Origin of the sequence: Dickeya sp. MK7, assembly GCF_000406305.1 — a bacterium.
Taxonomy (GTDB): domain Bacteria; phylum Pseudomonadota; class Gammaproteobacteria; order Enterobacterales; family Enterobacteriaceae; genus Dickeya; species Dickeya fangzhongdai.
Genome location: NZ_CM001984.1, coordinates 3,741,991 through 3,767,830 on the forward strand (window position 1 = coordinate 3,741,991; position 25,840 = coordinate 3,767,830).

Genomic DNA, 25,840 nt, shown 5'->3' on the forward strand with positions numbered 1-25,840 from the left:
AGTAACGTTTCGTGACTTTATTCAGCCAACAAGTCGGGTAAAAGCGGAATTTAGGTTAGCGGTCGGATAAGCCGACGACCGGTCGCATACCGGAATAAGCGGTGACGGATTTTTACCTAAACTGACGAAAATTCACGCTTCGACGGGCAGGAAAAACCGGACAGGAGATACGCCGACGCCAGCCAACGCGTCGGTCGAAAATACGGTGACAGAAAAGCGGAAAAACAGCAGGTCAGCCGGCCCGTACCAATTCGGACCCGGCTTTCAGCCTTTAAGGCCGAGCAGTTGCTTGAGGGTTTTCAGGTAGCGGCGACTGACCGGCAACAGCTGGCCGCTTTTCAGCACAATTTCCGCCTGACCGCTCTCCTCCAGCCGGATTTCGCGCAGATGGTCCATATTGACCAGATACTGCCGATGACAGCGTACCAACGGGGTGCGGCTTTCCAGCGTTTTCAGGGTCAGTTCGGTAAAGCACTCCTCCCCTTGCGGGCCGGTCACATACACCCCGCTCTGCCGCGAACTGGCAAACTGCACTTCGCTGCTTTTCATCAGATAAATACGGCTGTGCCCGGTACAAGGGATGTAGTCGAGACCGGCCTGATGGTCGGACAGTTTATCGATATTCTGCACGGGGCGCTCCCGGTGCAGATTGCGCAGGGTTTTCGCCAGCCGCGGCGGATCAATGGGCTTGAGCAGGTAGTCGAACGCCTGTTCCTCAAACGCCTTGATGGCATATTCATCATAAGCAGTAATGAACACGATGTAGGGCATGTTGTCTGGGTCGATCATGCCGATCATCTCCAGCCCGCTGATACGCGGCATCTGAATATCCAGAAACACCACGTCGGGATGCCACCGGTGGATGGCGCTGATCGCTTCCACCGCATTCGCGCACTCTCCCACCAGTTCAAGGCCGTCATCCTGCTCCAGCAGGCAACGCAGGTTGTCCCGCGCCAGCGGTTCATCGTCAACAATCAGCACGCTCAGCATGAGTGGCTTTCCTCACAAGGCAGGGTTAGATGGATATGGGTGTAGCGATCGGGCTCGCATTCCACGCTCAGGCCATAGTCGTTGCCGTAACGGCTGCGGATGCGCTTATCAACCAGATTCATCCCCAGCCCGGTGCAGTTGGTACGCGGCTGGTACAGACCGGCGTTATCCTCAATGCTCAACAACAGACGATCGCCCTGCTGGCTGGCGCTGATGGTGATCACGCCGGTACCCAGCAGATGCGCGGTACCGTGCTTAATAGCGTTTTCCACCAGCGGCTGTAACGAGAACGCCGGCAATCGCATCGACATCAGCGCCTGCGGCAGATTGAAGCGGATCTGCAACCGCTCCTGAAAACGCGCTTTCTCGATTTGCAGATAGGCGTTCACATGCTCAATTTCATCGGCCAGCGTGACGATCTCTTCAGAGCGTTTGAGGTTTTTGCGAAAGAACGTCGACAATGATTGCACCAGTTGACCGGCCTGTTCGCTGTCGCGGCGGATCACCGCCAGCAGCGTGTTGAGCGCGTTAAACAGGAAATGCGGGTTGACCTGGGCATGCAGCAGCTTGATTTCCGATTGCGTCAGCAACTGCTTGCTGCGCTCATACTGACCAGCCAGGATCTGTGCGGCCAGCAGGCTGGCGATGCCTTCGCCGAAGGTGCGGTTGATCGAACTGAACAACCGGTTTTTGGCTTCATACAGTTTGATGGTGCCGATCACCTGCTGATTCTCGCCGCACAGCGGGATCACCAGCGTCGACCCCAACCGGCAGGTGGACTGCAACGAACACTGGTAAGGCGTTTCGTTGCCGTCGGCGTACACCACTTCGTTGTGCTCGATGGCGCGCCGGGTATGACCCGAGGCGATAGGCGTTCCCGGCAGATGGTGATCGTCGCCGATGCCAATAAAGGCCAGCAGCTTGTCACGATCGGTGATCGCCACCGCGCCGATATCCATCTCCTGATAGATCACCTGCGCCACCCGCATACTGTTTTCTTCGTTAAACCCTTGGTGCAGGATACCTTCGGTACAGGCGGCGATTTTCAACGCCCGGGCCGAAAACGCCGAGGTGTACTTTTCGAACATGGCGCGCCGGTCCAGCAGGATGCGCATGAACATCGCCGCGCCAATGCTGTTGGTGACAATCATCGGCGCGGCAATGTCCTTGACCAGTTTCAGCGCATCATCAAACGGCCGCGCCAGCGACAGAATAATCGCCATTTGCAACAATTCGGCGATAAACGTCACCCCCGCCACGGTAAAGGGATTGAACAGCCGGTCGACCCGCCCGCGACGCATCAGCAAACGGTGCGCCATGCCGCCCAGCAACCCTTCGACGATGGTCGACACCATACAGCTGAACGCGGTCATGCCGCCGAGCGAATAACGGTGTAGCCCGCCGGTCATCCCCACCAGCATGCCCACGCCCGGCCCGCCGAGCAGGCCGCCCAGCACCGCGCCGATCGCGCGCGTATTGGCGATGGAGTCCTGCACATGCAGCCCGAAATAGGTGCCCATGATGCAGAACATGGAAAACATGGCGTAGCACAACAGCTTATGCGGCAACCGAACCGTCACCTGCATCAACGGGATAAACAGCGGCGTTTTACTGAGCAGATAGGCGATCACCAGGTAGACGCACATCTGCTGGAGCAACAGTAAAACCAGTTTGAACTCATACATGATAAAAACTCGGACGGGGCAAAAAAACCGGAAATCTGGCGATGCTCAGGGAAGCATACCCTAACACAAAAGCGCGGCGTTACTTTGACGAGATTCACTTATTTGCATCCCCGCCGGTTTTGTATCTCCGTCACAGTCCTCGTTAAGAACGAGTCGGCTGTTTTGCCCGGCCCACTTCCTGGGCCTTTCCCCTTCGGGAGTGCAGCAAACGGTGTTCAGACTGGCACCGGCAATGCTCCCCAACCACAGACTCAGGTCCGTGGCTGGGGATATACGGTATTACCGCCCCCCGAATGATTTAGGGTATGTACGGTATTAAACTAAAAATATTATATTTAACTAAAACCCCGACATTGAATTAAACATGATGCAGCAAGTAAAAAACCAACCCGACACCATATATTGCATTGAAAACAGGCTGTATTACACGTCAATACAGAATTGACTTCCGGATGATATTATCGTTTCGCCAGCACAGAAATCATTCATTGGGGGATTTAGATTATTACAACGATTTTGCGTTCCCGGCCCATCCGGAATAAAAGTGCCCAGAGCAAATTGCCGGTTCAATCGCTTTTATATCCACCTTAACCAAACCCAGGTTGACGAACGGGTCGTCTGACAACGAGGCACGCACTGCCGCGTTATCCGTGGCATAAGCCAGAATAAACCCGCCGGTTCCGTCTTCTAATGGACCAGCAAAAATCACGGTCCCTTGTTTGATATTATCAGCCAGCCATTTTTTATGTGAATCAATATGCTTTTCAAGTTCGTTTTTGGGGCTGGCATACTCAAGCGTAATTGCATATAACATAGCTACCACCTTAATTAAGTAAATTAGACGGCAAGGGAGTCGATGATTGTCTGGATGGACGCCTTCGCATTTTGGATTTCATGATTTTTTATTTCATCGCCTTTTGATGCGCCTTCCGCACGAATGAAATAAATATCGTTAATACCGAGAAACCGGAAAAAGGCCTGGAGATAGCGTTCCTGAAAGTCCATACCGGCAAAAGGCTGCTCGGTATAAAATCCGCCGCGCGCAGATACCACAATGATGGTTCTGCCGCCGGACAAGCCTACCGGCCCTTTTTCGGTATATTTAAATGTCCTTCCTGCCTGTGCAATTCTATCCAGCCACGATTTCAGCTGACTGGGTACTGAAAAATTGTACATCGGCGCGCCGATGACAATTACGTCATTGGTCAGAAACTCTGACACCAGCTGTTCAGAGATCATATGCTCCTGCAACGTCGAACTGTCCACCGACGCTGACGCTATCTGGCGAAAACCAGCGGCGATAGCACCGGTCAGATGGCGTATTTCATGTTTAACGACATCACGGTAAGACACGGTGGCCTGCGGATAGTGTTTGATCAACTGCGCAATAACATCAGCGGAAATCTGCCGTGTTACTGAACCGTCGTCAAGAATACTGGAGTCTATATGTAAGATTTTCACAATAACTTCTCCTTTATTTTAACGTTACCGTTTATACCCTAAATAATTCGAGTTGCAGGACAAAACGTGTTGCGTTTTGAACAACGCAAAGCGTTGGCCCTTCAGGGCAAGACTCATAATGAGTCTTGTAACGCGGCGACGCAGCGAATCCCCAGGAGCTTACATTAGTAAGTGACTGGGGTGAGCGAGGAAAGCCAACGCATCTGCAACTTGAAGTATGACGGGTATAATCATTTAATTGCTTTGGCGGCACTATCAATAAAATTCGCGACAGCATCAGGGTGCGACACCAGAGACATGTGACTGGATGAAATCGACATGACTTTTGCGCCGATGTGGTCGGATATTTTTTTCTGAACCGATGAATGTAATGCGTGGTCATTCTCCGTCAGCAAATACCACGTGGGTTTATCTTTCCACGCAGCGTGCTGAACCTTATCGCCAAACGCTTTGGCTGCGATCGGCTGTTGTACCGCGGTTAATTCCAGTACTTTTTTTAACGGCACGTCCCCTGCCATCACCGCACGATACTGTTCCGGATTATCCAGCCAGATTAACCCATTGGCATCCGGCGCCATCCCTTCCATCGGCGCGCCCAGCCGTTGCAATAAGTCAGCGGCGGATTCTCCGCTGTCTGGAACCAGCGCCGATAAATAGACGATGCCGCGAACGTTCGGCGCATTCCCCGCCTGGGTGACGACCGCTCCCGCCCATGAATGCCCCACCAGCAAGACGTCTCCCTGCTGTCTTTGCAACACGCGCTCTGTCGCCGCGACATCGTCGGCCAAAGAGGTAAGAGGGTTTTGCACGGCGGTGACATGGTATCCCATGCCTTGTAATTTGGCCGTTACGGACGACCAGCTGGAGCCGTCCGCGAATGCGCCATGCACCAACACGATATTCTTGATATTCATATTGTTAATTTTCGCGGCCTCCGCAGTCTGTTGAACACTGAAGCAGAGCGTCAGAGCCACGGCGATAACCAGATTGTGCAGCCATGTCATGCGGGAATCGGTCATATGCTCTCCTTTGGCGGATTAATCTTGATCGCCGGGTTTTCCCTGGTGCCGGTATTCCCCTGACGATACGGAATGGTTGAAGTTTAGCCGGCCCAAACGCTTGTGGTAAGGTGGCAAACTTGACATAGTTCATGCAAAATTCGCCAAATTGTATGACGGGAGAAAATCACCATGCGTATTTCAATTCTGGCGTTGCCGGGCAGTATGCTGTCGGCCATAGCGGGACTGGCCGATATGTTCTGGATTGTGAATCAGGCGCTGATGGCACGGCCCGAGAAGAACCCGTTATCCTCTCCCCCTGACCTGTCTTTTGAAACAGCCATTATCAGCGTCGACGGAAAACCAGTACGCGACGCACAGGGAAGGCTTATTCATGTCGACAGTTCGTTTGAGGCAATCGGCAAATCCGACGTGGTTCTGGCAACGGGAATGGTGCTCGGCCCCGATAAATTGCCGATAGCAACGTCATCGGTCAGCGAATCGGCAAGCTGGCTAAGAGAGCAATACCAGCGTGGCTCGCTGATAGGCGGCGCATGCGCAGGGAGTTTCATTCTGGGGGATGCCGGGCTGCTGGATGGACGGTTTTGCAGCACGACCTGGTGGCTCTACCATACTTTCAAGCAAAAATACCCAAAGGCAAAACCGGTATGGGGCAAAGCGCTGGAAGAACAGGATGGCATCATAACCACCGGCGGCCCCTTATCCTGGGTTGAGCTTGCCCTGCATATTATTCGGCATAAAGCCGGGCCCAACGTCGCCAAGTTGGCGGCAGATATCGCCGTTGCCGACAGCCAGCCCTTGTCGCAACGTATTTATGCTCCGCAAGGATTTATGAATACGGTTGATCCTTTGCTGCTGCGCGCTGAACACCTGATCCGATACGAAAACCCGTCCATGACCGCGGAGGAATTAGCCAGCGCCCTGAACTTTAGCGATCGGACGCTTCACAGAAAGCTTAAGGAGCTGACTAACGAAAGCCCCAAAAACTTTATTACACGCGTTAGGATCGAAACGGCCTGTCTGCTTCTCGAAAACCCGGCAGCCAACATCAAACAGGTGGCCCGGGAATGTGGTTACAGTGAAGACACCGCCTTCAGGCGCGCCTTTTCACAATTGATGGGAATGGCGCCAATCCAGTATCGAAAGTGGGCGCTATTAAGAAATGATAATTTGCTGAGAAACGATAAAAACATAATATCGGATAACCACGACCAATCCTGAGCGGCGTGATGCTCGCACCGTTTCTATATGGTGGCCGGGAAAAATAGGGTTGCCAGAAAAATAGGGTTGCCGGGCAAAATCGCGCTACCCGGTGGTTCGTGCTCATGTCATCCATCCCTTTATTAACCGGGTGGATCGCATCGGATATATGGATAACCGGTGAGGCAGGCCTTCAAGATTGAACCAGTGATAGATGTCGGCAAAAGCCATAGCGGCGGGACAGCCTGGAGGCTGATGCTTCTGCTGCTTTTCTTATCCGCGTCACCTGAAAAAAAGACCCTGAATGATGACATCCAGGGTCTTGAAAGTACGAAAGCCTTCGCCGGTTAAAGGTTAGCCGCGATTCTCTTCAATGTAACGAGCCAAATCCGCCGGAGTCTTCAGAACGTTGGCGACTTCGGTCGGTGGGATCATGCAGCCGTAAACGTCCTGTACTTCCAGCACCAGATCTACCGCCAGAATAGAGTCGAGAATATCGGACTCAATCAGCTCATCGTTAAAGCCTACTTTGCGGGATAAGACCTTTTCAAACAGGGCGAGTATTTCTTGTTCCATCATTTTTTCCTGGTGTGATCAGTTAGTGCGGGCATGGGTATCCAGCAGCTTACGGTCGATTTTGCCGTTAGGATTAAGCGGCAGCGCATCTTTAATTATAATTTGAGAAGGCACCATATAGGGTGGAATCACCTTCGAAAGCGAGGTTTTAATCGCTTCAGGGGCTAAGTTCGTCACGCAAAACGCCGCAATACGCAGAACGCCGCCGCCCGATTTCATCAGCGGCAGGACCACCGCTTCGCTGATATCGGACATCGCCAGCAGGCGATTTTCAATCTCGTTGATTTCGATACGGTAGCCATTCAGCTTGATCTGGCTGTCATTTCGGCCCTGGCAGTACAGGATACCATCGTCTTCATAGCCCAGATCGCCGGTTCTGTAACCCCGGAACGCTTCACTCTCCCGATGCAGCAATTTCTCCGCGTTCTCCTTAGAGAGCCCGAGGTAGCCACGCATCACATGTTTGCCCCAGATCACCAGCTCACCGTCTGCGGTGATTTCCATTCTGGTGTCCGGCATCATCACGCCGATCGGCAACAGGTCGTTTTCGCTGTGCAGGATTTCATCGGTGATTTCAATGACGGTTGTCGCAATGGTGGCTTCCGTTGGGCCATACGAGTTAAGAATTTTGGCGTGCGGGAAGCGACGGCGTAACTGTTTTACCAGCGCTTTGTTTAACACTTCGCCGATGAACACGAAGACGCTGAGTTCAGGTAAATATTCACTGTTGAACTGCGGAGAGAGCAGCCTCTGGTAGGCAAACGAAGGCGTTGAAACCCAGACGGAAACGCCGTTGTTTTTCAGTCGCTCAAGCCAGTTTTCCGCGGCGATATCCTCTTTCGCATTCAGAACGATATGCCCCCCGGTTGCCAGATTCGCCAGCAGCGGGATCAACGAGAGATCGAAGCTGAACACCGCATGGTTCATCAGCACCGGCACTTCAGGCAGTGAAAAGTCCTGACGCACCCACTTCATGAAGTGCCACAGGCTTTCACGCCCGATCTGCACCCCTTTAGGCTTTCCGGTGCTTCCAGAGGTGAACATGATATAGGCGAGATCCTGTTCGACCAGCACCTGACCAAGCTCACCGGTTGCAACGAACTGCTTTGTCGCCACATCGTAATAGTAAGGGGCGCTCGCCAGCTGGCAAATCTCTTTAAGCCGCTCCTGAGGATAGATGCAGTCCACCGGGATATACGGAATGTTATGCAATAGGCAGCTATAGATAGCCACGGCAAATTCAGCCTGCTGATGTCCGTATAAAACTACCGGTGTCCCGGCAGGCTGCCGGCACTGCTGATAGCGCTGCGACCAGTCGGTAACGGCTACGGATAGCTGTTGCCAGGTCATCGCTTCGTCGCTACCGCTAATCGCCAACTGATGTGGGTTCGCGGGCTCAAGTAATGCCGTACGCAAGAAATCTTGCAGTTCCTGAAGCTCGGAGTGAAGGTTCATAGAGGTGACATTCCGCTAAAGATGTAAAGGGAGACAGCGGCGCTTGCCAGCGTCAGAATTCGTCCCAAAAACACAATAACTGGATAATGTAACCAGTTGCTGAGCGTCGGACTGCGTTTGGCTGACCACTGTAGCATGTTGTGTGCAACGGAAATGGCGCCAAACAGCGCGCCGCTAATGATATAGTGTCGTTCGAGTCCGTTCCATGCCCCCATACAAAACAGAGTGCAAAAAATGCCGATATTCTGCGCCAGCGTTTTGTTCTGGCGGAAAAAGTCGAGCTTCATCAAATTCATATAAATCGGCATAAAGACCACGTCCCTCAACCATTCAGACAGGCTGATATGGAAGCGACGCCAGAAATCCTGTGGATTTTTCGCCAGAATGGGCATATTGAAGTTCGCCGGGATATTCAGGCCAAACAAGCGCCCGGCCCCAATCGCCATATTACTGTACCCAGCAAAGTCAAAATAAAGATACGCGCTGTAGGCCAGCGACATAACGACGCCAACGCTTAACGTAAATGGACGATGACTCCATGACTGAATAACCAGGTTGTCGATAAGCATGGCTAATAAAAACTTCTGGATAATACCGACAAAAATTTGCTCCATGGCGGGTAAAAACTGCTCACGGGTGATAGTAAAAACCTGTTTATTAATATCATTAGTCCATGTCCGCCAGCGATACATCGGACCGGCCGTGATAATAAATGGCAGGAAAAGATAGCAAAAGTAATGCAGGAAATTCTGACTATCTTTTTTGGTGCGATAAAGTAATACATCAATAGCGCGGAAAGTCATAAAAGACAAGCCGAGCATACCCAGATGGTTGTTGAGGTGCAATTTCACCAAAAACAACGGGAGCAACGTCAGGCAGACCGCCTGCCAGGTTTTTAACCACCCTTTCTCTTTCAGCGTGACCAGAATATAAAAGCCCAGGAAAACTGCCACGGGCACAATATAATCACCCTGGAAAATATATCCCCAGCCTAATATTGTCAGCACCGAAAAAGCGGATAAATAAGTCAGTCGGTAATTAAATAGCCGATTAACCAGCGCAAACAGCAGTGCTGATAAAAACAGAAAGAAAAAAAATGTTCCGGAGCTATACATCATTCATCCTTCAGAACTTTTGATATTCAAAATGTACTTTTAAACTCATGCTGTCATCAACAGAGGTCCACGCGACGATGGTAACCGCCAGAAAGAGATAAAGAAAAAAGAGGCGAATAGCGTATTTCATCGTTTAAAACTCTCAGCAATAAAACGGTCCATCACAACCCATGCCGGGTCTGTCGGGTGCAGGCGATCCCAATTCCAGCCGTTCTGATAAGGTTGCGCGTACATATCCAGATAAGGCACCTGATTCGCCTCCAGCTCCGACCTGATTTGTTTATCAATAGACTGGAATTTCTCAGAGTTTTTAATCGCCCACGGATTAATCGCATCGACAATCACCACAACCTGAACGTGACGCTCTTTCAGCAGTTTGATGGTCGCCTGGAAGGCTTCCATTTGTGTGGGATATAGCGGTGCGTCATCCCACACATCCTGCGTGGGATCCTCATCGAATACAGACTTATCCATCCACAATGTCTCCGCGCTTTGCTGGCGAGACTTATTCAATTCATGGGCGTGAGCCAGTTCGTTATCCCAATCGGGAACGATTTCAGTCGCAGGCGGAGTGGGCCACGGTTGTGAAGGCTGAGGGACAATTCCCAACATTGCCAGCCAGTCGTTCTTTACCATCTCGCAGAAGATCGCAAACTGATAGCTTATTTCCTGCCAGACAATATTCAGGTTCCAGCCATAAATGCCCATTTGAGCAAAAGTTAAATGGCTGATCTCTTCCTCATTAATATGATGCTGCAAATAATCAACCAGAAAATTTCGTGCCTGAGTATCTTCCATCAGGGGATTAAAAACGGATGCCGGAAAATTGTCGGCAAAAACTGCCGGTGGGAGGCCATCGCCGTAAAAACTATCCGGCGCCAGTTGTAAAACCACCTTGCTGTTCGCATTCAGGTCATTTTTAAAACGTGAGAGCAGTAAAAAATGCGCGACGTTATCGATATAAGCATCACCATAGGCGACTACCGGTCGTTTTAACTGGTTATTAAAGTAATTATATACCGCGTAATGTTCATCTTCAGATGTGGATACTTCCGAAGCACCGATGAAAAAAATCGCATTTCCCTGCAACGCATGGGAAATGGTGGCCATTTTCTCCTTCAGCTCTTTTGGCGTTCCTTCCAGGGTTTTAATCAGCGGCTGGAATGTTAGCGGCGGATCAAAGCTCGTCACCAGCGGGGGAACGCTCAGAAACAGGATGGCCAGGGTCGCCATCAGGATATGTAGGCAGATAGTATTTTTAATTTTTATCATAAAAGTAAAACCACATCGTATCAAATTGTTTAAAAATTGTTAATTTTTTATCTTCACAGTGAATCGACTACTGTTTTTTTCGACACTATATACCAAGCTAATATTCGATGATGAGTACTGCTGTGTAACGGTATGTACAGGGTTTAGCCCGTCTTAAGTATAAGCCCCATACCGGTACTGGGATGAGCGGAAAAAGGGGTGATGCAGGAGATGATGCCATTGCCAGGCGACACCGTTATACACTTTCCGTCCGGTACGCCGGTTTCAGGGCATGAAGGGGTTTTGGGGGGTAAATCGAACTTTTGGCAGATTACAGGATCGGATCATGCATCATTCTGATAAAACCGGGTATGCCGTGGCAAAGCAGGACAACTGACGAGCCAGCGCTTATCAATCGTGGCTCTCTTCCTTTCTGACTTGGTGAGTCAACCATCCAGACCCGGTTCGGATTGCTGGGAGACTTACACGAGCCTCTCCGTTACCTAAAAATATTTATGGTACGCGCGTAATTTTCGTTGTTCCTTTTATGGTGGAAAGATCGTGATACTGACCATTCGAGTAAATAATCATAACTCTAACCGTGCCGGCATAAGCACCAAATCCATTTTTAGCATTGACCGATACAGGGATAATCCAGCCAAACATTAACTGTTCTTTATCGGCTGGAACATTCATGACCCACGAATAACCTTTATAAGGTTCAAAAAATTTATAATGAGCACTGTAGGGATCTTTTAAGCGATAATAAAAATGATTTTTAATACTTTGCTTATAGTCGCCGGGTAACGTTCCATAATTAGCAAGTTGAACCTGTAACGGATCGGGTGCCTGTGATTTTGCTATACACCCTGTCAACAGGATTGTCATGGCAAAAAAAAGAATACATTTTCGCATGGATTGCATCTCAGCCTGAGTGAAGGGTAAAACCTTTCTTGTCGCAGGAGTACGCTATCACTGCACACGACGTGTGGTCTATATACCATTGATAAACAGATTGTTTATCAACGAGTGAACGGGTGGTGGGTGGCTCATCACCTTTTAGCCATACCGCACGCTGATTCGGCTTAGAGCCTATCTTTCGCCGCCTGGTAAACCAGCGATGCCCACCGCCAGAACCAACACCACGACCTCATGCTCAAGCATTTGATACACTAACCGATAGCCTGCGGAACGCAGTTTGATTTTGTAGCAGTCCGTCATGCCATGCAGCCGATTGGCGGGAAGATGGGGATTTTGCAACACGTCTTTCAGCTTTTTGATGAACTGTTCCCGCACCGGCGCGCCCAGTTTCTTAAATTCTTTCAGCGCGAGCTCTTCACAAACTCCAGCTTATAACTCATCCAGATCGACCGGCACTGATGGTTTCGCGTTATCGTTTCGTGTAACGACAGCCACAGTCGCTCTATCGGATTCAGCCACGGCGAATAGGTCGGCAGAAACAGCAGCCGGAACTTCCTGTTCTCCGCCAGCCAGCGCTCCACTTTGCGGCTTTTATGGATGATGTAGTTATCAACCACCAACGTAATGGTTTTGGCTCGCCGGTATGTGCGTCGTAATGCTCGTCGGCGCGGCTCTGCGCCAGACCATACCCGCCTGTTTGAAGTATCGGTGCAAGGTGGAGCAGTGAAGTGTCACGTCAAAAAGCCGGTTGACGTGCGGGCCAGTAACTCCGTGCTCCAGCATATTGATAGAGCCTGACTATGCTACGGCTACTCGTGAGTACGTGAGTCACAGCTAATTTGCCGCTGCACCGCCTTCCGCTCGACATAACCACTAGCCGGCTCCCTTCACTCGCTGCGGAAATATTTCCAGCAGCCATTCGATAAACACGCGTAGCCGGTGTGTGACATGACGATTCTGCGGATAAACAACGTGGAAAGGATACGGGGCTGGACGCCATTCCTGAAGAATTTCTGTCAAAACGCCTTCCTCAATAGCCTTACCAGCAGAATAGCTGAATGTCTGAACAATACCGATCCCCGCCAGGGCGGCGGCCAGATGGGCATTGCTTTCGTTGATCCCGATACGGTGATCAATTTTAATTTCTTTTTTTTCCCCTTGACGTTCAAAGCGAAAAGGAGAGGCTTTGCCGTTCTGTGGCGAGATAAAGCTCACCAGACGATGCCCGTTTTTAAGCTCTTCCGGATAGGAAGGTGTCCCGTAGCATTTCAGGTAAGACGGCGTGGCGCAGGTTACAAACGTTGCCGAGCCAATATAGCGCGCAATAAGGGACGAATTTTCCAGCGGACCGCCGCGAATGACACAATCCACATTATCGCTTATCAGATCAACGGTACGGTCCGAGACACCTAAATCGATGTGGATATCGGGATAATGCGTCAGGAAATCAGGCAGCGCGGGGATCAGTACATCGCAGGCAGTGGAACCGCCGATATCAATGCGCAGTTGTCCACGCGGTTTGCTTCGCGCGGCGTTGAATGCGCCGTCAATATCTTCCAGATCGCGTAGTATCCGTGTGCTCTTTTCATAATATTCCCGACCTTCGGGAGTCACAGTAACGCGGCGAGTCGTGCGGTGCAATAAACGGACGCCGAGATGCGCTTCCAGCTCCTGAATCAGTTTACTCATTGTGGCATTGGGCATCGCCAGTGAGTCCGCCGCGCGGGTGAAATTACCCGCTTCCACTACCCGGGAAAACGCCCGCATTGCCATCAGTTGATCCATCTTAATCCTCCATACAATAGCCCATCAGATTATACACAGCAGTGAATAGTTATTTTCATTTTTCACTATTTCTCAATAAAAACGACAGCGCTACTGTAGCGCCATAGGCAGCACATCAAGCGTACCCATTAATCTGAATTTGATACTGAGGAGATGAAAATGAGCAAACAACTGAACGGAAAAATCGCCCTGATCACCGGGGGTACGAGTGGAATTGGCCTGGCAACGGCCAAAGAGCTGGCGGCACAGGGCGCACGCGTATTCATAACCGGTCGTCGTCAGGCAGAACTCGACTCGGCGGTCGCTGATATCGGCGGCAGTGCAACCGGTATTCGCGCCGATGCGTCAGTACTGGCGGATCTGGACAAGGTGTATGCGCACATTGCGAAAAGTACCGGGCAACTGGATATTCTCTTCGCCAATGCTGGCGGTGGCGACATGTTGCCGCTGGGAGCGATTACCGAAGAGCATTTTGACCGTATCTTCGGCACCAACGTTCGCGGGGTGTTATTCACCGTGCAAAAAGCACTGCCGCTACTGACCAATGGCGCATCCATCATCCTCACTGGCTCAACGACCTCAGTCCAGGGCTCGGCCAGTTTTAGTGTTTACAGCGCCAGCAAAGCGGCGGTGCGTAACTTTGCGCGCTCATGGTTGCTGGATCTCAAAGAACGCGGCATTCGGGTTAATGTCGTCAGCCCCGGCCCAATACGTACGCCAGGCTTGGGCGGGCTGGTCGCCGACGAGCATCGTCAGGGATTATACGACGCGCTGGCAGCTCAGGTACCACTCGGACGTCTGGGAGAAGCGGAAGAAATTGGCAAAGCGGTAGCTTTTCTCGCTTCCGGTTCAGCCAGCTTTATTAACGGCATCGAACTGTTTGTCGATGGCGGCATGGCGCAGATTTAAGAGTCAAAACAATCGGGCTGCTGCTGATAGCGCTCTGCGCCCTGCCAGCGGCCCGGGCACAGGAGGAGCCCATAGCACCACAAGAACTTACCGGCGCGCAACAACTGGATCGCCCGCCATTTTTTCATCTGGAACAGCCCTACCTGGAACAACAGCAACGCTGGCGTACAAGCCATAATCCTTCATTGCCGAAATCAAGAATGGCGAGCGCAGGCTTGATGTGGTGGAGTTGATGCAACTGGCCCGTTGGCTGGCGCTGGACCAAGTCCACGTACTTGACAGCATTCCCTCCAGGCTCAAGCCACTAAATTACGCCCACCCACCCACCGGCTGTGGATAAATACACGCTGCTCGCCGGCGCAATAGCGATTCAAGCCAATCAACAGCGGCCTGTAAACGGCCCAATGTACCGAGAACCGTAACCCCGGCGTAGCTCAGAGTAAAAACCAGTGCAGGAAATTCAGGTAATCGATTGATTTATATGGTTCGGTAATAGGAATAGAACATGTATCTTATTTTATTGATAATATTAAAAAATAACTCACTCCATCTTTGTAGACACCCGAATATAAGGAAAAAAACCGCAGCGAAGGCGACGTGCAATACCCACCTCGCTTTCATCCGCGCGCTGTTGAATCTTGCCGTCACATGGAAGTGGCTCGACCAGGCACCAAAGATCTCCACACCGCGGATTAAAACGGACGGATACGCTGGCTGACAGAGGAAGAATCAAAGCGGTTATTTGCCAACATCGCGCCGCATTTCTTCCCACTGGTTGTGTTTGCAATTACAACCAGGCTGCGACGATCAAAAGTTACCGATCTCGAATGGTCGCAAGTGGACCTCGGAAAACGGATCGCCTGGATGCATCCGAATGAAACCAAAGCAGGTAACACGATAGGCGTTCCGCTTAATGAGACCGCTCTGCAAATACTGAAGGCTCAGCAGGGCAGGCATTAGCAACTTCCGATTCCACGACTTAAGACACACATGGGCAAGCTGGCTTGTCCAGTCGGGCGTGTCTCTGCTCGCATTAAAAGAACTGGGCGGGTGGGAAACGCTGGAAATGGTACAGCGGTACGCTCATTTGTCGGCGGGGCATCTGAGTGAACACGCCTGCAAAATCGATGCGATTTTAGAACGAAATGGCACAAATATGGCACAAGGAGGGAATGTGATTTATATGAAATCAAGGTAACCGATTGATTTAGATGGTGCCGATAATAGGAGTCGAACCTACGACCTTCGCATTACGAAAATAAAAAAGGTCGATTTCAGCATGTTTCACTACATCCCATGTCACACCAATAAATTACACAAAATCATAAAGTTAAATTTAAAAACCGTCTCATATTGTTCCAACAGATTTCGCTCTATACAATGCTAAATAAGTACGCCAGCAAGTACGCGAGATGAGGTCGAAATGGCAACGATGATCACCCAGGACAGACAGGTAGCAAACCTGACGCCAGAAGAGGGTAAAACCCGTATTGTCGTCAGTGTTAAATCAAAAGCAGGTTCTGGCCTGTCAGTCGAATCCCGATCCGGGAGTCGAACAAAGAGCTGGCTGTACCGTCCTTATCTCAACGGGAAACAAATCAAAATCACCCTGGGTTCTTATCCTGCTATGACGTTGGCTCAGGCGCGTGAAGCGCATGCAGAAGCGGTAGAACTGGTTAAGCAGGGTATTGATCCACGCTATGCCCGAAAAGCGGAAAAACAGCAAAATGAACAAATGCCGATTTTTTCAAAATTGTGGGAAGACTGGCTGGTACTCCGTGAAACAAGTAAACCTATTGGAGTACGCACCCTGGCAGATTACAAGGGAACCTATCACCGTCACCTGGAAAAAGGATTAGGTTCAGTACGTGTCTGTGATTTATCCAGAGCCGTTATTTATGAGCATCTTATAAGGGTAAGGAAAACCAGTGTTGAAGGTGTCCGCAAAGGGCTTATCCTTCTCAATATGACGCTTGATCACGCCGCGTTACAGGGGTTGATTGACCACAACCCGGCACGCTTACTCAAACCAGCTATGTTTGGTGCCTCAATGGGTAAACCACGTGAACGATGGTTGCCACAAGATGAGCTGCAAATGCTGTGGAAGGCACTGGACGAAGCTGGATTCGGCGGTGGTGGTGTTTCATCAGGAGGTCGGGGTATCGCATCCAGCGTCATACTTTCCCAGGCCATCGCCAATGCACTGCGCGTGATTATTCTTACGGGTGTGCGGCGTTCAGAAGTCGTGAATATGCGCTGGGAACAAATTAAAGGCGACCGCTGGACAATACCCGAAACCAAAAACGGTAAAAGCCATGTTGTGACCCTCCACCCTCTTGTCCTGAGCATACTGGAAACGCAACGCATTATTTCAGAAGGTGCCTGGGTATTCGAATCTCTCAGTAAACCCGGTTTCCCCGTCACTGGTGATGCCATAACTCGTGCTCTTGAACGTTTAAGAACAAAGCATATGGCAGAAGTCTCCGCCTTCTCACCACACGATCTCCGTCGCAGCGTTGCAACAGGTTGTGCTGAATATCTGGACGCACCTGAGCGCCTGATTGAGCTATTGCTGAACCATGTTCCCAAGGATCGTTTGATCAGAACCTATCAAGTCGGTCAGCAAGCAGAAAAATTGCGGAATCTGTTTCTTAAATGGGGTGATTTTATTGAACATGAAGTCATTAGGCATGACGATAATTTACCAAATAATGTTGTTAAATTTAGTTTTGGTAAAAAATAACATCCATGAAAGCATACAACATACCCATTTGTATTTTTGGATATTTGATTAAAATTAAAGAACACTCCATATTCATGAGGAAAGATCTAAAATCAGTTTAAAAATATCACTAAGGAATCACAGACAGTAGCCGATAACTATATCTGTCAGTTAAATATCAAGTGATACAAATTTTAAAAATAAAATCAGAGAGCTTACATAGATTATGAAAATAAAAAACAAAGCAACTATATTAACAGCGACTTTATTAATGACAGGATGTGTATCCTCAATCAATCAAACAGACATACAGAAATATAAAGATAAGCAACCACAAGTAATGCTTTCCGATTTATGGTATATAGATAAACTCAACAATAATGTTTTTGGATTTGACACAGCGCTATTTGTCGAAAACCAGGTTAAAGCACCAATGAAAGATGCTGAGTCGCTTTGCTCTATCAGTAATGGTAAAGCTGAATGGACTTCATTAGATTCAGCGTCAATTAATGAGGCGGTGCAGAAATTTAGCTTATCAAGCAAACAAAATACTGAATTGTCAATGCCAGTACCCGGTACACCTGGATATTTTCTCCACAGAAATAAATTCGCTCACAATGACGCCGATCATGTTTATATTAGTGGAAACAGAAAATTCAACTCCGATAAATTCATCGACTCTGCATTGATCGATTATGACAAAAAACATTACTTCGGAAAGTTAAACTGCCAGTTACCAAAAAACATGCAATGGAGTATTATAATATTACCTGGCGATGTATATTATGACAGCAGCAAAGTTCTAACATTACCATTGCTAATCACTACGAATTAGGTTTCATCATCATTACAAGAAACCAGTAGGACTTAATTAAATAAGACCTGTTGAAGCAGGTCTTTGATCATAAAACTCTTTTCTAATTAGTAACTAAAATACCCACATATGAACAAGATATTGGCCCCCCGCTTTGACGGCATTGACAGTAATTCATTGTACTGATTTGACCTGAGCACGTTGAAGCAGAGTTATTATCACAAATATTGTATGGGCACTGATATAAACCAATATTCCTTGAAGTCCCACCCGGCATTGTCCAGACACCATTAACACAAGATAAAATCTTGCCTGAACCATCTCTACCGACCAAACCATTAGGGGAACAACCAGCCCCAGCATTCGCGACTCCATTTAGTTGGGCAAATTCGCCCACGGTGAGTCTGCCATCTGCTTGCACAGAACCTCCTCTGATTTGTCCACCTGTATACACATTCTTGTTACTGTATGCTCTGATCCACGTGCTGTCACTCATATACCAGCCACCACCCCATTTTTGGCTGTACCAACCTGTATCACCTAATGTTCTAAACCAGTTCTGAGTGTAGGTCTCCCCACGCGAAGTAACTGTTGCACCTGATACCGTATTGTTTGAGTTTAATGTGCCATTTACTTGGGTATTTCCTGAAACATTCAGATTTGCACCAACATTAGTATCACCCGTTGAATGTAATATTCCAGAAGTCGTGGTTCCCGATGCAGTGATATTAACAGTATTATTAATGTCCTGACCTCCCATATTCAAATCTCCCGTCATTGGAAGCGTTCCATCACGACGAAGATAAACCGAATACATGGCACTGTTATAACCAACACGATAAGCCAGTAAGCCTTCATTAGTGATGTTTTTATAACTCGCAGCCTGTTCCGTCCACTGACCACTATATCCTGAAACGGATGACGCCGTTTTACTGACACCACTATCGACACCCGCAGACTGCATGGCTTGACCCAGAAGGTCATAACGGATTTTATCGCCTTCTTTCCACTGTGTGGTTGTGGTGATAAGCCCATCGATAACATAGTTGGGAGAACTGCCTGAACGCCTGAGAAGGATGTTATAACCAGAGCGTCTGGCATTCATTCCGCTAAAAGTTGAAGGCAGTAAACCTTCATTTATCAGCGTCTGATAAGTGATAGTACAGGTACTGTCTGCCGTGGAGCAGGTTCTTGGCCCTGGATCAGTTCCTGTTGAAGTGGAAACTGACGTCAGCGTGGAAAGTTTGTCGTAGCGGATATTGATATAACCATTTACAGCATTACCAACTTGTTTAATTTGCTCCCCGACTGCATTCGCCTGAATGTCTTCCTGTTGGTGTTTCAAATCCTGAAACTTCATAAATGAAATAGCTGATGCCACACCTAACACCAGAATTAATTCAAGCAATGAGAATCCTTTTTTACTTCTAATCATTATTATCTCCTTTTATTTACTGTTCACTTCTGTAAATAACCGATTGCTAAAAAATGTCAATAAAGAAGCCCCTTTAAATAAAGGGGCTGAACAGTAAAGTTAAAAATAATGATCACAACAATCCTGTAATAGCACTTATATGTTTCATGTCAATGAAGAATGTAAAATAAATTACTGCCGCACCCGGTGGGTTTGCCCAACCCTTCACAGCCAAAAACAAGTTTTAGTCTGCTCAGCGTTATATCAAAACTAAAAGCGAACAGCCTTTACCTGATTCATAGTAGTGAAACCAGCCTTCTCTTTTTTACATTGTTCGAGCGCTCTGGACAACTTTTCGTAAAACCGCTGATTTGAATATATCTGAGCGAGATCTTTACCAGACATCGCCATTCTGTTTCCAATGTTTTTTCTGTAACTTTTAATGAAATTTTCAATATCAACTTTAAACTCATCATTGAAGATATTTTCAAATTCAGTTGTGGCGATTTCCGGATAACAATCAGAGAGAATTGAGAACAGAAAAAAAGCCATGTGATCTGTTGCAGCAGCGATAACTTCATCGTTACTTTCTATACCTTCCAGTGTGAGTTCATTCATTTTTATTTTTCTTCTTTGCCAGTTTCTTTTCAAGCATTGCGGAAAAAGTGTTATTAAGATGCATTGTTTTATCCTTTTCGGTATTTTTTATTATTGTATCAGGGTGAGAAACACTTTCCGATTCATGATGTACCTTAGTATCATTTTTTTCACGATCTGTTTTTTTGATTGAATTTTTATTTTTTTGCTCTTTTCTCAGATTCTCATTCTCTCTGGCTCTGGCCCCGTTACTTAACCAGGTTTTTCGTTGTACATCTGTCGAACTGGCGAAAGTCAGAAGAAAACCAACTAACACATCATGATTAATATCCAGTCCCAGATACTTTGCGACCTCTCCACCTAATACAATTTTCTGGTGCGTTTTTTCTTTTCGTGTTAATGCTTTTTCTTTTGTCGTGAGTCTGTTCAGTTCCTGCTGTGCTGATGCAAGTAGCTGCTGTAAACTTTTTCTTTCCATTAAATTTCTCCTGTAATATTAAACCCGATCACCAGGCACCACAAAACTGTATTGAGACCCAGCAATATCATTGTACTTTCATTCAACGTACCAAAAACCATGAAGGGTTTGATCTTCATATAGTTCTCCTTATTCAGCAATCCATTTTTCAGTAAACAAAGAGATATATCTTTTTGTTTTTTATTATCGTTTAGTGGCGGCAACCAGAACGTCGAGACGGCTTTTTATCGCTTCATATTGTTGCCCGGCATTAATCACGCCATTAAAACAGTCGAACAGCATTGATTTTTCATACTGCTGTATACTGAACCACCCGCCTTTCCTGTCTGCTCGCCTACTATCTGATGCAAAGGAAGATAAAATAACCTCTCGTTTAACCGAAAGACCAAATAACTGCCTGATGACTTCTCTGGCGGTAGCATATGTACTGTCGATGCTGAAATAATTCAGGAAAAGCCCCGTTACGATGATAATCAGCTCCTGCATGATGCTTCTTTTGAGGGAAGAAACAGCATTACCATACCGCCCAGACAGGGTTCTGAAACGGGTTTGCTCGCTGGCTTCCAGTAGTTGAGGTTCGTACTCGCTTCGGATAGCAGTAAACGCTTCTTTAACGGTGTCTTCTTTTAATCTGATGCGCATACTTTTGTTGTTTTCGCTGTAATCAATCAGAAACCATTTTGTTTCCAGATCGCCATCTCCATTCTCATTATTAATGACATTTATTATTTTATTCATTTTTACCTCTATTGTTGTTTTAATCTGAATAAAACAATTATCACATCTTTTTTATTTAGCAAATTTTACAAATATTAAATACCGAGTTATATTATTAATATAAGCAATACGGAAACATCCCTTCTTCGATTTATATCCCTTTACCCCAAGCTTACGCGCCTCTTCTTTCGGCGCTTAGATCCAGAGAAAAACTTGACCATTGTTTTATTTTGATTCGGCGCAAGCTGAATAAAAAATAAATACAATGCCCACTTATACATTGCTTCGCAACGTGTGGGCCTGGCGGGGGCCTTAAAGTCAAAACATAAGTTTTTCTTGCGAAAAACTAAAAGCAGCAAAGGTCAACACCTTTAAAACAAATTAAAACCGACAGGAGTATTTATTACAGTATGGCAATATTTCATTTATCGTTTAGTATGCTAAAAAGATCCGCAGGGAAATCGTCCTGCTATCTCGCCGCATATAACGCAAGAGAAAGAATAGAAGACGTGAGAACAGGAGACGTGTACGATTATTCATATCGTTCCGACCTGTTCCACCACTGCATTCTTGCGCCAGAACACACACCTTTTAATATTGTGGAAAACTCTGCTGTGTTGTGGAACGAAATTGAAAAAATAGAAAAGCGTAAAGACGCCCAGCTCTCACGTTATTTTGATATCGCTATTCCTGTTGAACTGGATAACGATGCCAAAATTGCGTTGGTTAAAAACTACTGCAAACGTAACTTCGTCAGCAAAGGCATGATTGCCGATATCTCTTTCCATGACCTTGACGGCCATAATCCCCACGCTCACGTTATGCTGACGCTACGCGAGATAACCCCACAGGGTTTCGGCAACAAGAACAGAAGCTGGAACGAGCATGATTTAATGGATGAGTGGCGTGCGTCATGGTCCAGAATGTCCAACCGTGCATTGGAACGCACTGGTTCTGCAAATCGCATGGATCACCGTTCCCTTACTGCACAACGTGAAGAGGCGATTACTCTGGCGAAGGAAGCACAGGAAGCGGGAAGAGAGGATATCGCAAACGAACACCTGGCTAAGGCCATTGAACTTGATCGCCCTGCGCTTACCAGGATAGACCGTAAATCATGGCATACCAAAAGAGCAAAAGCTCTACGTGCCGTAGAGCAGGCGCAAGCAGCGCAGACGAAACAAGCTGCTAACGATTTCATGCAGTTGTTTAACAGTGATGTGAGCCATCTCATTACCGTCAACCTCAACACTTTCCGTATTGAACGTCTGAAAGCAAAACCAGCGCCACAACAGCCTGCACTGGTTATTCCGGAAAGAAAGCGCCGCTTTAAACCTGTTGAAGTGAAGCAAAAGGATATGTCCCTTTACTATGGTGTTGCGGCAAGAATAGAAAAACCAACGCTATTAAGGCGTAAGCGTAAGATCAATCTACACAAGATATATGATTTTATTAAAAGTTTTATGAGTGTGTTGGTTAAACGCCCTGTTCAGAAAGCCGAACCAGAACTAGCTACTGCTACCGTAGCCACACCACCTGTTATCAATCCTCTACAAGACGCAGAAATCCTAACGGATATTTCGCTGGATGAGATCATGATTGACCCAGTTACTAAATTGAAGATCACCCGCAGGCAGTGGGAGGCGATGGGGACTACCAGTAAATCAGCAGACGTTTCCGTACCTCCGGACGCTAACTACAACCACGAGCCAGCGAAAACACAAGAGCCAAGCAAAACCAGCCGACCAGTTGCCTTTCCTCCCCTACCAAAGGAAAGTAAAGTTTCCTCCAAATCAAAAGGTTTCACGCTGCCTAAACTTCGCTTTGGTTCTGGCAAGCGCAAAGATGATTGATTAATAATCAGTTGATAAGCTCGTAACAACAGGAACTTTAAGGCAAAATAGGTCAATCGTCCGTATCTGGAAAATGACCGTAATGGCTAGAAAACCCAAAGAAATCAAAGCAGACCCGTTAGAGGTCATCCTGTGGAAAGCGGCTGACAAGCTACGTAAAAACATTGATGCTGCCGAGTACAAGCATGTCGTACTGGGCCTGATTTTTCTCAAATACATTTCAGATTCTTTTGAGTCTCATTACGAATTGCTAAAAGAAGGGAAAGGTGAATACGCAGGAGCGGACCCGGAAGACAAAGACGAATACACCGCCTATAACGTGTTCTTTGTTCCTGAACTGGCACGATGGAGTTACCTGATATCTAAGGCCAAGCTACCCGAAATCGGTAAGTTGGTAGACGATGCGATGGAACTTATCGAAGCGGGTAACCCACAGCTAAAAGGCGTGTTGCCGAAAGTCTATGCCCGTCAAAATCTTGATGCCACTGTTCTTGGTGAACTGATAGATCTGATTGGCAACATTGCTTTGGGAGATGCCAAAGCGCGTTCTGCTGACGTTTTAGGCCACGTATTCGAATACTTCCTTGGTGAGTTCGCACTGGCAGAAGGCAAACAAGGCGGTCAGTTCTATACGCCTAAATCCATTGTAAGTCTGCTGGTTAATATGCTGGAACCCTATAAAGGTCGTGTCTTTGATCCCTGCTGTGGTTCCGGAGGTATGTTCGTTCAGTCAGAGAAATTCGTTGAAGCCCATCAGGGTAATATTGACGATATTTCGATTTACGGTCAGGAATCCAACCAGACTACATGGCGTCTGGCAAAAATGAACCTTGCGATCCGTGGTATCAACTCAGAACACGTCAGGTGGAACACCGAAGGCTCATTCCTGAACGATGCCCATAAAGATTTAAAATCTGATTTTATCATTGCGAACCCCCCGTTTAACGTTTCCGACTGGTCAGGCGAACAACTTCGTGGTGATGCTCGTTGGCAACATGGTATTCCGCCTGCTGGTAACGCTAACTTTGCCTGGATGCAACACTTCCTTTATCACCTGTCGCCAAAAGGTCAGGCTGGCGTTGTGCTGGCAAAAGGGGCTTTGACTTCGAAAAGTTCTGGTGAAGGTGATATTCGTGCAGCACTTGTTAAAGATGCAAATGTGATTGACTGTATCGTTAACTTACCTGCAAAACTGTTCCTGAATACTCAGATCCCGGCGGCGTTATGGTTTATGCGCCGTGATCGTGAAAACAGCAGCCAGTATCGTGATCGCAGTAAAGAAATTCTGTTTATTGATGCCCGTAACTTAGGCCATTTAATTAATCGTCGTAGCAAAGTGCTTTCAGACGATGATATCAAGACTATTTCCGATACCTACCATAACTGGCGCAACAAAGGTGGCGACTACGAAGATGTGGCTGGTTTCTGCGCGTCCGTAGATATCAATGAAGTCGCTAAACTTGATTATGTGCTGACACCGGGCCGTTACGTTGGTCTTGCTGACGAAGAAGACGACTTCGACTTTAAAGAACGCTTTACAGCTCTTAAAACTGAGTTTGAAGCACAACTCGAAGAAGAAGCTGTCTTGAATAAAGCTATCGCTGAAAATCTGGCGAAGGTGGTATTATGAATCAGTGGGTTAATAGAAAATTACGTGAAGTAGGAACTCTTGAAAGAGGTCGTTCCAGACATAGACCTAGATACGCATTCCATTTATATAATGGCCCTTATCCATTCATCCAAACAGGTGAAGTTCGGGCTGCGTCGAAGTATATAAGTAGTTATGAAAATACATATAGTGAAGATGGATTAAAACAAAGTAAATTATGGCCCAAAGGCACATTATGTATTACTATTGCGGCGAATATAGCAGAGCTGGCAATTTTAGATTTTGATGCATGCTTTCCAGATAGCGTCTTAGGATTTTTACCAGACACAACTAAAACAACTATTGATTATGTCTTCTATACCCTAAGCCATTATCAACGAAGATTAAAACATATTGGTGAAGGTTCTGTACAAGATAATATAAACCTTGGAACATTTGAAAATATTGAATTTCCATTCCCTCCGCTCTCTGAACAAAAAGCCATCGCCTCTGTGCTGTCCTCTCTTGATGACAAAATAGATCTGCTTCATCGCCAGAATAAAACTCTGGAATCTATGGCTGAAACCCTGTTCAGGCAGTGGTTTATTGAAGAAGCACAAGATGAATGGCCTGAAAAAAGCCTCAATCAATATGTTGAGCTAAATAAATCATCAATAAGTAAAAAGTATGATTTCAAAGAGATTCAATACTTGGATACAGGTTCTCTAACCAAAGGGAAAATATCTGAACTTCAAACCATGCTGTTATCAGAGGCACCAAGTCGAGCTAAAAGATTAGTCAATGAGTTTGACATAATAATATCAACAGTACGCCCAGATCAGTGTCATTATGGTATTTGCATTGATCCACCGTCAAATCTCGTTGTTTCAACAGGTTTTTGCGTCATTTCTGGCAAATCAATTAGCCCATTTTTTATTTACTATCTTTTAACTTCTGAGGATATGACCGAATATCTGCACTCAATAGCAGAAGGTTCTACGTCAACCTATCCTTCTTTAAAACCAGAAGACATTGGCAATGTTTTATTCCTCTATCCAGGTGAGGAAAAATTAAAAAACTTTCATAAACTTGTTGGCTCCTACTGGAACAAGATTCATAACAACTACAAAAAAATACAGACCCTGGAAACCCTCCGAGATACTCTCTTACCGAAGCTGATGAGCGGTGAAGTACGGGTTCAGTATGCAGAACAAGCAATCGCGTCAGTAGCATAAAATAATTAAGCGGATACACAGCCCGTTCTCTGGGTAAGCAATAAGGACAATACGC

Annotated in this window: 23 protein-coding genes and 3 pseudogenes; 8 read left to right on the top strand and 18 right to left on the bottom strand. The window is 47.3% G+C overall.

The features are described from left to right. Window positions 1-264: 264 nt before the first annotated feature. From btsR to DXXMK7_RS16215, 5 genes are all read right to left on the bottom strand, one after another. On the bottom strand, window positions 265-990 hold the full coding sequence (gene btsR / locus DXXMK7_RS16195; protein WP_038919970.1) for a two-component system response regulator BtsR: 726 nt from the start codon (window positions 988-990) through the stop codon (window positions 265-267). Further along, on the bottom strand, window positions 984-2,675 hold the full coding sequence (locus DXXMK7_RS16200; RefSeq protein WP_038919971.1) for a sensor histidine kinase: 1,692 nt from the start codon (window positions 2,673-2,675) through the stop codon (window positions 984-986). Before DXXMK7_RS16200 ends, btsR begins: the two co-directional genes overlap by 7 nt. 505 nt (window positions 2,676-3,180) lie before the next feature. Continuing rightward, window positions 3,181-3,489: a YciI family protein gene (locus DXXMK7_RS16205; RefSeq protein WP_038919972.1), complete on the bottom strand. Its 309-nt coding sequence runs from the start codon at window positions 3,487-3,489 to the stop codon at window positions 3,181-3,183. 23 nt (window positions 3,490-3,512) lie between these two features. Then, on the bottom strand, window positions 3,513-4,136 hold the full coding sequence (locus tag DXXMK7_RS16210; RefSeq protein WP_038919973.1) for an FMN-dependent NADH-azoreductase: 624 nt from the start codon (window positions 4,134-4,136) through the stop codon (window positions 3,513-3,515). A gap of 230 nt (window positions 4,137-4,366) precedes the next feature. Next, the gene (locus tag DXXMK7_RS16215) at window positions 4,367-5,155 is read right to left on the bottom strand and encodes an alpha/beta hydrolase (RefSeq protein WP_038919975.1); all 789 of its coding nucleotides are present in this window, start codon (window positions 5,153-5,155) and stop codon (window positions 4,367-4,369) included. A gap of 171 nt (window positions 5,156-5,326) precedes the next feature. Here DXXMK7_RS16215 and DXXMK7_RS16220 point away from each other — a divergent pair, with 171 nt between their 5' ends. After that, a complete protein-coding gene (locus DXXMK7_RS16220) occupies window positions 5,327-6,376 on the top strand; it encodes a GlxA family transcriptional regulator (protein ID WP_038919976.1) in 1,050 nt (349 codons plus the stop codon). A 333-nt stretch (window positions 6,377-6,709) separates the two neighbouring features. Here DXXMK7_RS16220 and DXXMK7_RS16225 read toward each other — a convergent pair whose 3' ends face one another. From DXXMK7_RS16225 to DXXMK7_RS16255, 8 genes and pseudogenes are all read right to left on the bottom strand, one after another. Further along, window positions 6,710-6,931 (bottom strand): acyl carrier protein, encoded by a 222-nt coding sequence (locus tag DXXMK7_RS16225; protein ID WP_033570547.1) that lies wholly within the window; start codon window positions 6,929-6,931, stop codon window positions 6,710-6,712. Window positions 6,932-6,949: 18 nt separating this feature from the next. After that, window positions 6,950-8,386 carry an AMP-binding protein gene (locus DXXMK7_RS16230; RefSeq protein WP_038919977.1) on the bottom strand — a complete coding sequence of 479 codons (1,437 nt, stop codon included), beginning with the start codon at window positions 8,384-8,386 and terminating at the stop codon, window positions 6,950-6,952. After that, on the bottom strand, window positions 8,383-9,501 hold the full coding sequence (locus tag DXXMK7_RS16235; protein WP_038919978.1) for a cytochrome c552: 1,119 nt from the start codon (window positions 9,499-9,501) through the stop codon (window positions 8,383-8,385). Before DXXMK7_RS16235 ends, DXXMK7_RS16230 begins: the two co-directional genes overlap by 4 nt. A 126-nt stretch (window positions 9,502-9,627) precedes the next feature. Beyond that, a complete protein-coding gene (locus DXXMK7_RS16240; protein WP_193745925.1) occupies window positions 9,628-10,773 on the bottom strand; it encodes a D-alanyl-lipoteichoic acid biosynthesis protein DltD in 1,146 nt (381 codons plus the stop codon). Between the two features lie 492 nt (window positions 10,774-11,265). After that, entirely contained in the window at window positions 11,266-11,667 is a 402-nt protein-coding gene (locus DXXMK7_RS22045) for a hypothetical protein (RefSeq protein WP_071605267.1), read from the bottom strand. A 170-nt stretch (window positions 11,668-11,837) separates the two neighbouring features. Then, a pseudogene (locus DXXMK7_RS16245) lies at window positions 11,838-12,113 on the bottom strand (type II toxin-antitoxin system RelE/ParE family toxin). After that, window positions 12,114-12,329 (bottom strand): annotated as a pseudogene (locus DXXMK7_RS16250) (transposase); the annotation flags it as partial. 217 nt (window positions 12,330-12,546) lie between these two features. After that, window positions 12,547-13,458, bottom strand: a complete 912-nt coding sequence (locus DXXMK7_RS16255) for a LysR family transcriptional regulator (RefSeq protein WP_038919979.1) — start codon at window positions 13,456-13,458, stop codon at window positions 12,547-12,549. A 159-nt stretch (window positions 13,459-13,617) separates the two neighbouring features. Here DXXMK7_RS16255 and DXXMK7_RS16260 point away from each other — a divergent pair, with 159 nt between their 5' ends. Beyond that, window positions 13,618-14,367, top strand: a complete 750-nt coding sequence (locus DXXMK7_RS16260; protein ID WP_038919980.1) for an SDR family oxidoreductase — start codon at window positions 13,618-13,620, stop codon at window positions 14,365-14,367. Here the strand turns inward: DXXMK7_RS16260 and DXXMK7_RS22845 are convergent. Further along, on the bottom strand, window positions 14,364-14,543 hold the full coding sequence (locus tag DXXMK7_RS22845; RefSeq protein WP_038919981.1) for a hypothetical protein: 180 nt from the start codon (window positions 14,541-14,543) through the stop codon (window positions 14,364-14,366). The genes DXXMK7_RS16260 and DXXMK7_RS22845 overlap by 4 nt on opposite strands. 386 nt (window positions 14,544-14,929) lie before the next feature. On the opposite strand from DXXMK7_RS22845, the pseudogene DXXMK7_RS22380 reads away from it, so the two are divergent. The 3 genes and pseudogenes from DXXMK7_RS22380 to DXXMK7_RS16275 form a co-directional block, all read left to right on the top strand. Continuing rightward, a pseudogene (locus tag DXXMK7_RS22380) lies at window positions 14,930-15,565 on the top strand (site-specific integrase); the annotation flags it as partial. A 225-nt stretch (window positions 15,566-15,790) separates the two neighbouring features. Then, window positions 15,791-17,110, top strand: coding sequence for a site-specific integrase (locus tag DXXMK7_RS16270; RefSeq protein ID WP_038919982.1), 1,320 nt, complete (start codon window positions 15,791-15,793; stop codon window positions 17,108-17,110). A gap of 205 nt (window positions 17,111-17,315) precedes the next feature. Further along, on the top strand, window positions 17,316-17,924 hold the full coding sequence (locus DXXMK7_RS16275; protein ID WP_127353489.1) for a hypothetical protein: 609 nt from the start codon (window positions 17,316-17,318) through the stop codon (window positions 17,922-17,924). Window positions 17,925-18,006: 82 nt separating this feature from the next. On the opposite strand, the gene pilV is transcribed toward DXXMK7_RS16275, so the two are convergent. The 4 genes from pilV to DXXMK7_RS16290 all read right to left on the bottom strand — a co-directional run bounded on the left by pilV (window position 18,007) and on the right by DXXMK7_RS16290 (window position 21,130). Further along, entirely contained in the window at window positions 18,007-19,338 is a 1,332-nt protein-coding gene (pilV, locus tag DXXMK7_RS22065) for a shufflon system plasmid conjugative transfer pilus tip adhesin PilV (protein ID WP_071605228.1), read from the bottom strand. Between the two features lie 249 nt (window positions 19,339-19,587). After that, window positions 19,588-19,935: a hypothetical protein gene (locus DXXMK7_RS16280; RefSeq protein ID WP_038919984.1), complete on the bottom strand. Its 348-nt coding sequence runs from the start codon at window positions 19,933-19,935 to the stop codon at window positions 19,588-19,590. After that, complete coding sequence (traD, locus tag DXXMK7_RS21425; protein WP_049842443.1) at window positions 19,928-20,392, bottom strand: conjugal transfer protein TraD; 465 nt, start codon at window positions 20,390-20,392, stop codon at window positions 19,928-19,930. Before traD ends, DXXMK7_RS16280 begins: the two co-directional genes overlap by 8 nt. Before the next feature lie 183 nt (window positions 20,393-20,575). Continuing rightward, entirely contained in the window at window positions 20,576-21,130 is a 555-nt protein-coding gene (locus DXXMK7_RS16290; RefSeq protein ID WP_038919985.1) for a hypothetical protein, read from the bottom strand. A gap of 389 nt (window positions 21,131-21,519) precedes the next feature. Here DXXMK7_RS16290 and mobQ point away from each other — a divergent pair, with 389 nt between their 5' ends. The 3 genes from mobQ (at window position 21,520) to DXXMK7_RS22905 (ending at window position 25,785) form a co-directional block, all read left to right on the top strand. Beyond that, window positions 21,520-22,962 (top strand): MobQ family relaxase, encoded by a 1,443-nt coding sequence (mobQ, locus tag DXXMK7_RS21430; protein WP_049842442.1) that lies wholly within the window; start codon window positions 21,520-21,522, stop codon window positions 22,960-22,962. 82 nt (window positions 22,963-23,044) lie between these two features. Next, entirely contained in the window at window positions 23,045-24,592 is a 1,548-nt protein-coding gene (locus DXXMK7_RS16300) for a class I SAM-dependent DNA methyltransferase (protein WP_038919986.1), read from the top strand. Continuing rightward, window positions 24,589-25,785, top strand: a complete 1,197-nt coding sequence (locus tag DXXMK7_RS22905; RefSeq protein ID WP_071605229.1) for a restriction endonuclease subunit S — start codon at window positions 24,589-24,591, stop codon at window positions 25,783-25,785. Before DXXMK7_RS16300 ends, DXXMK7_RS22905 begins: the two co-directional genes overlap by 4 nt. The last annotated feature ends 55 nt before the right edge of the window (window positions 25,786-25,840 follow it).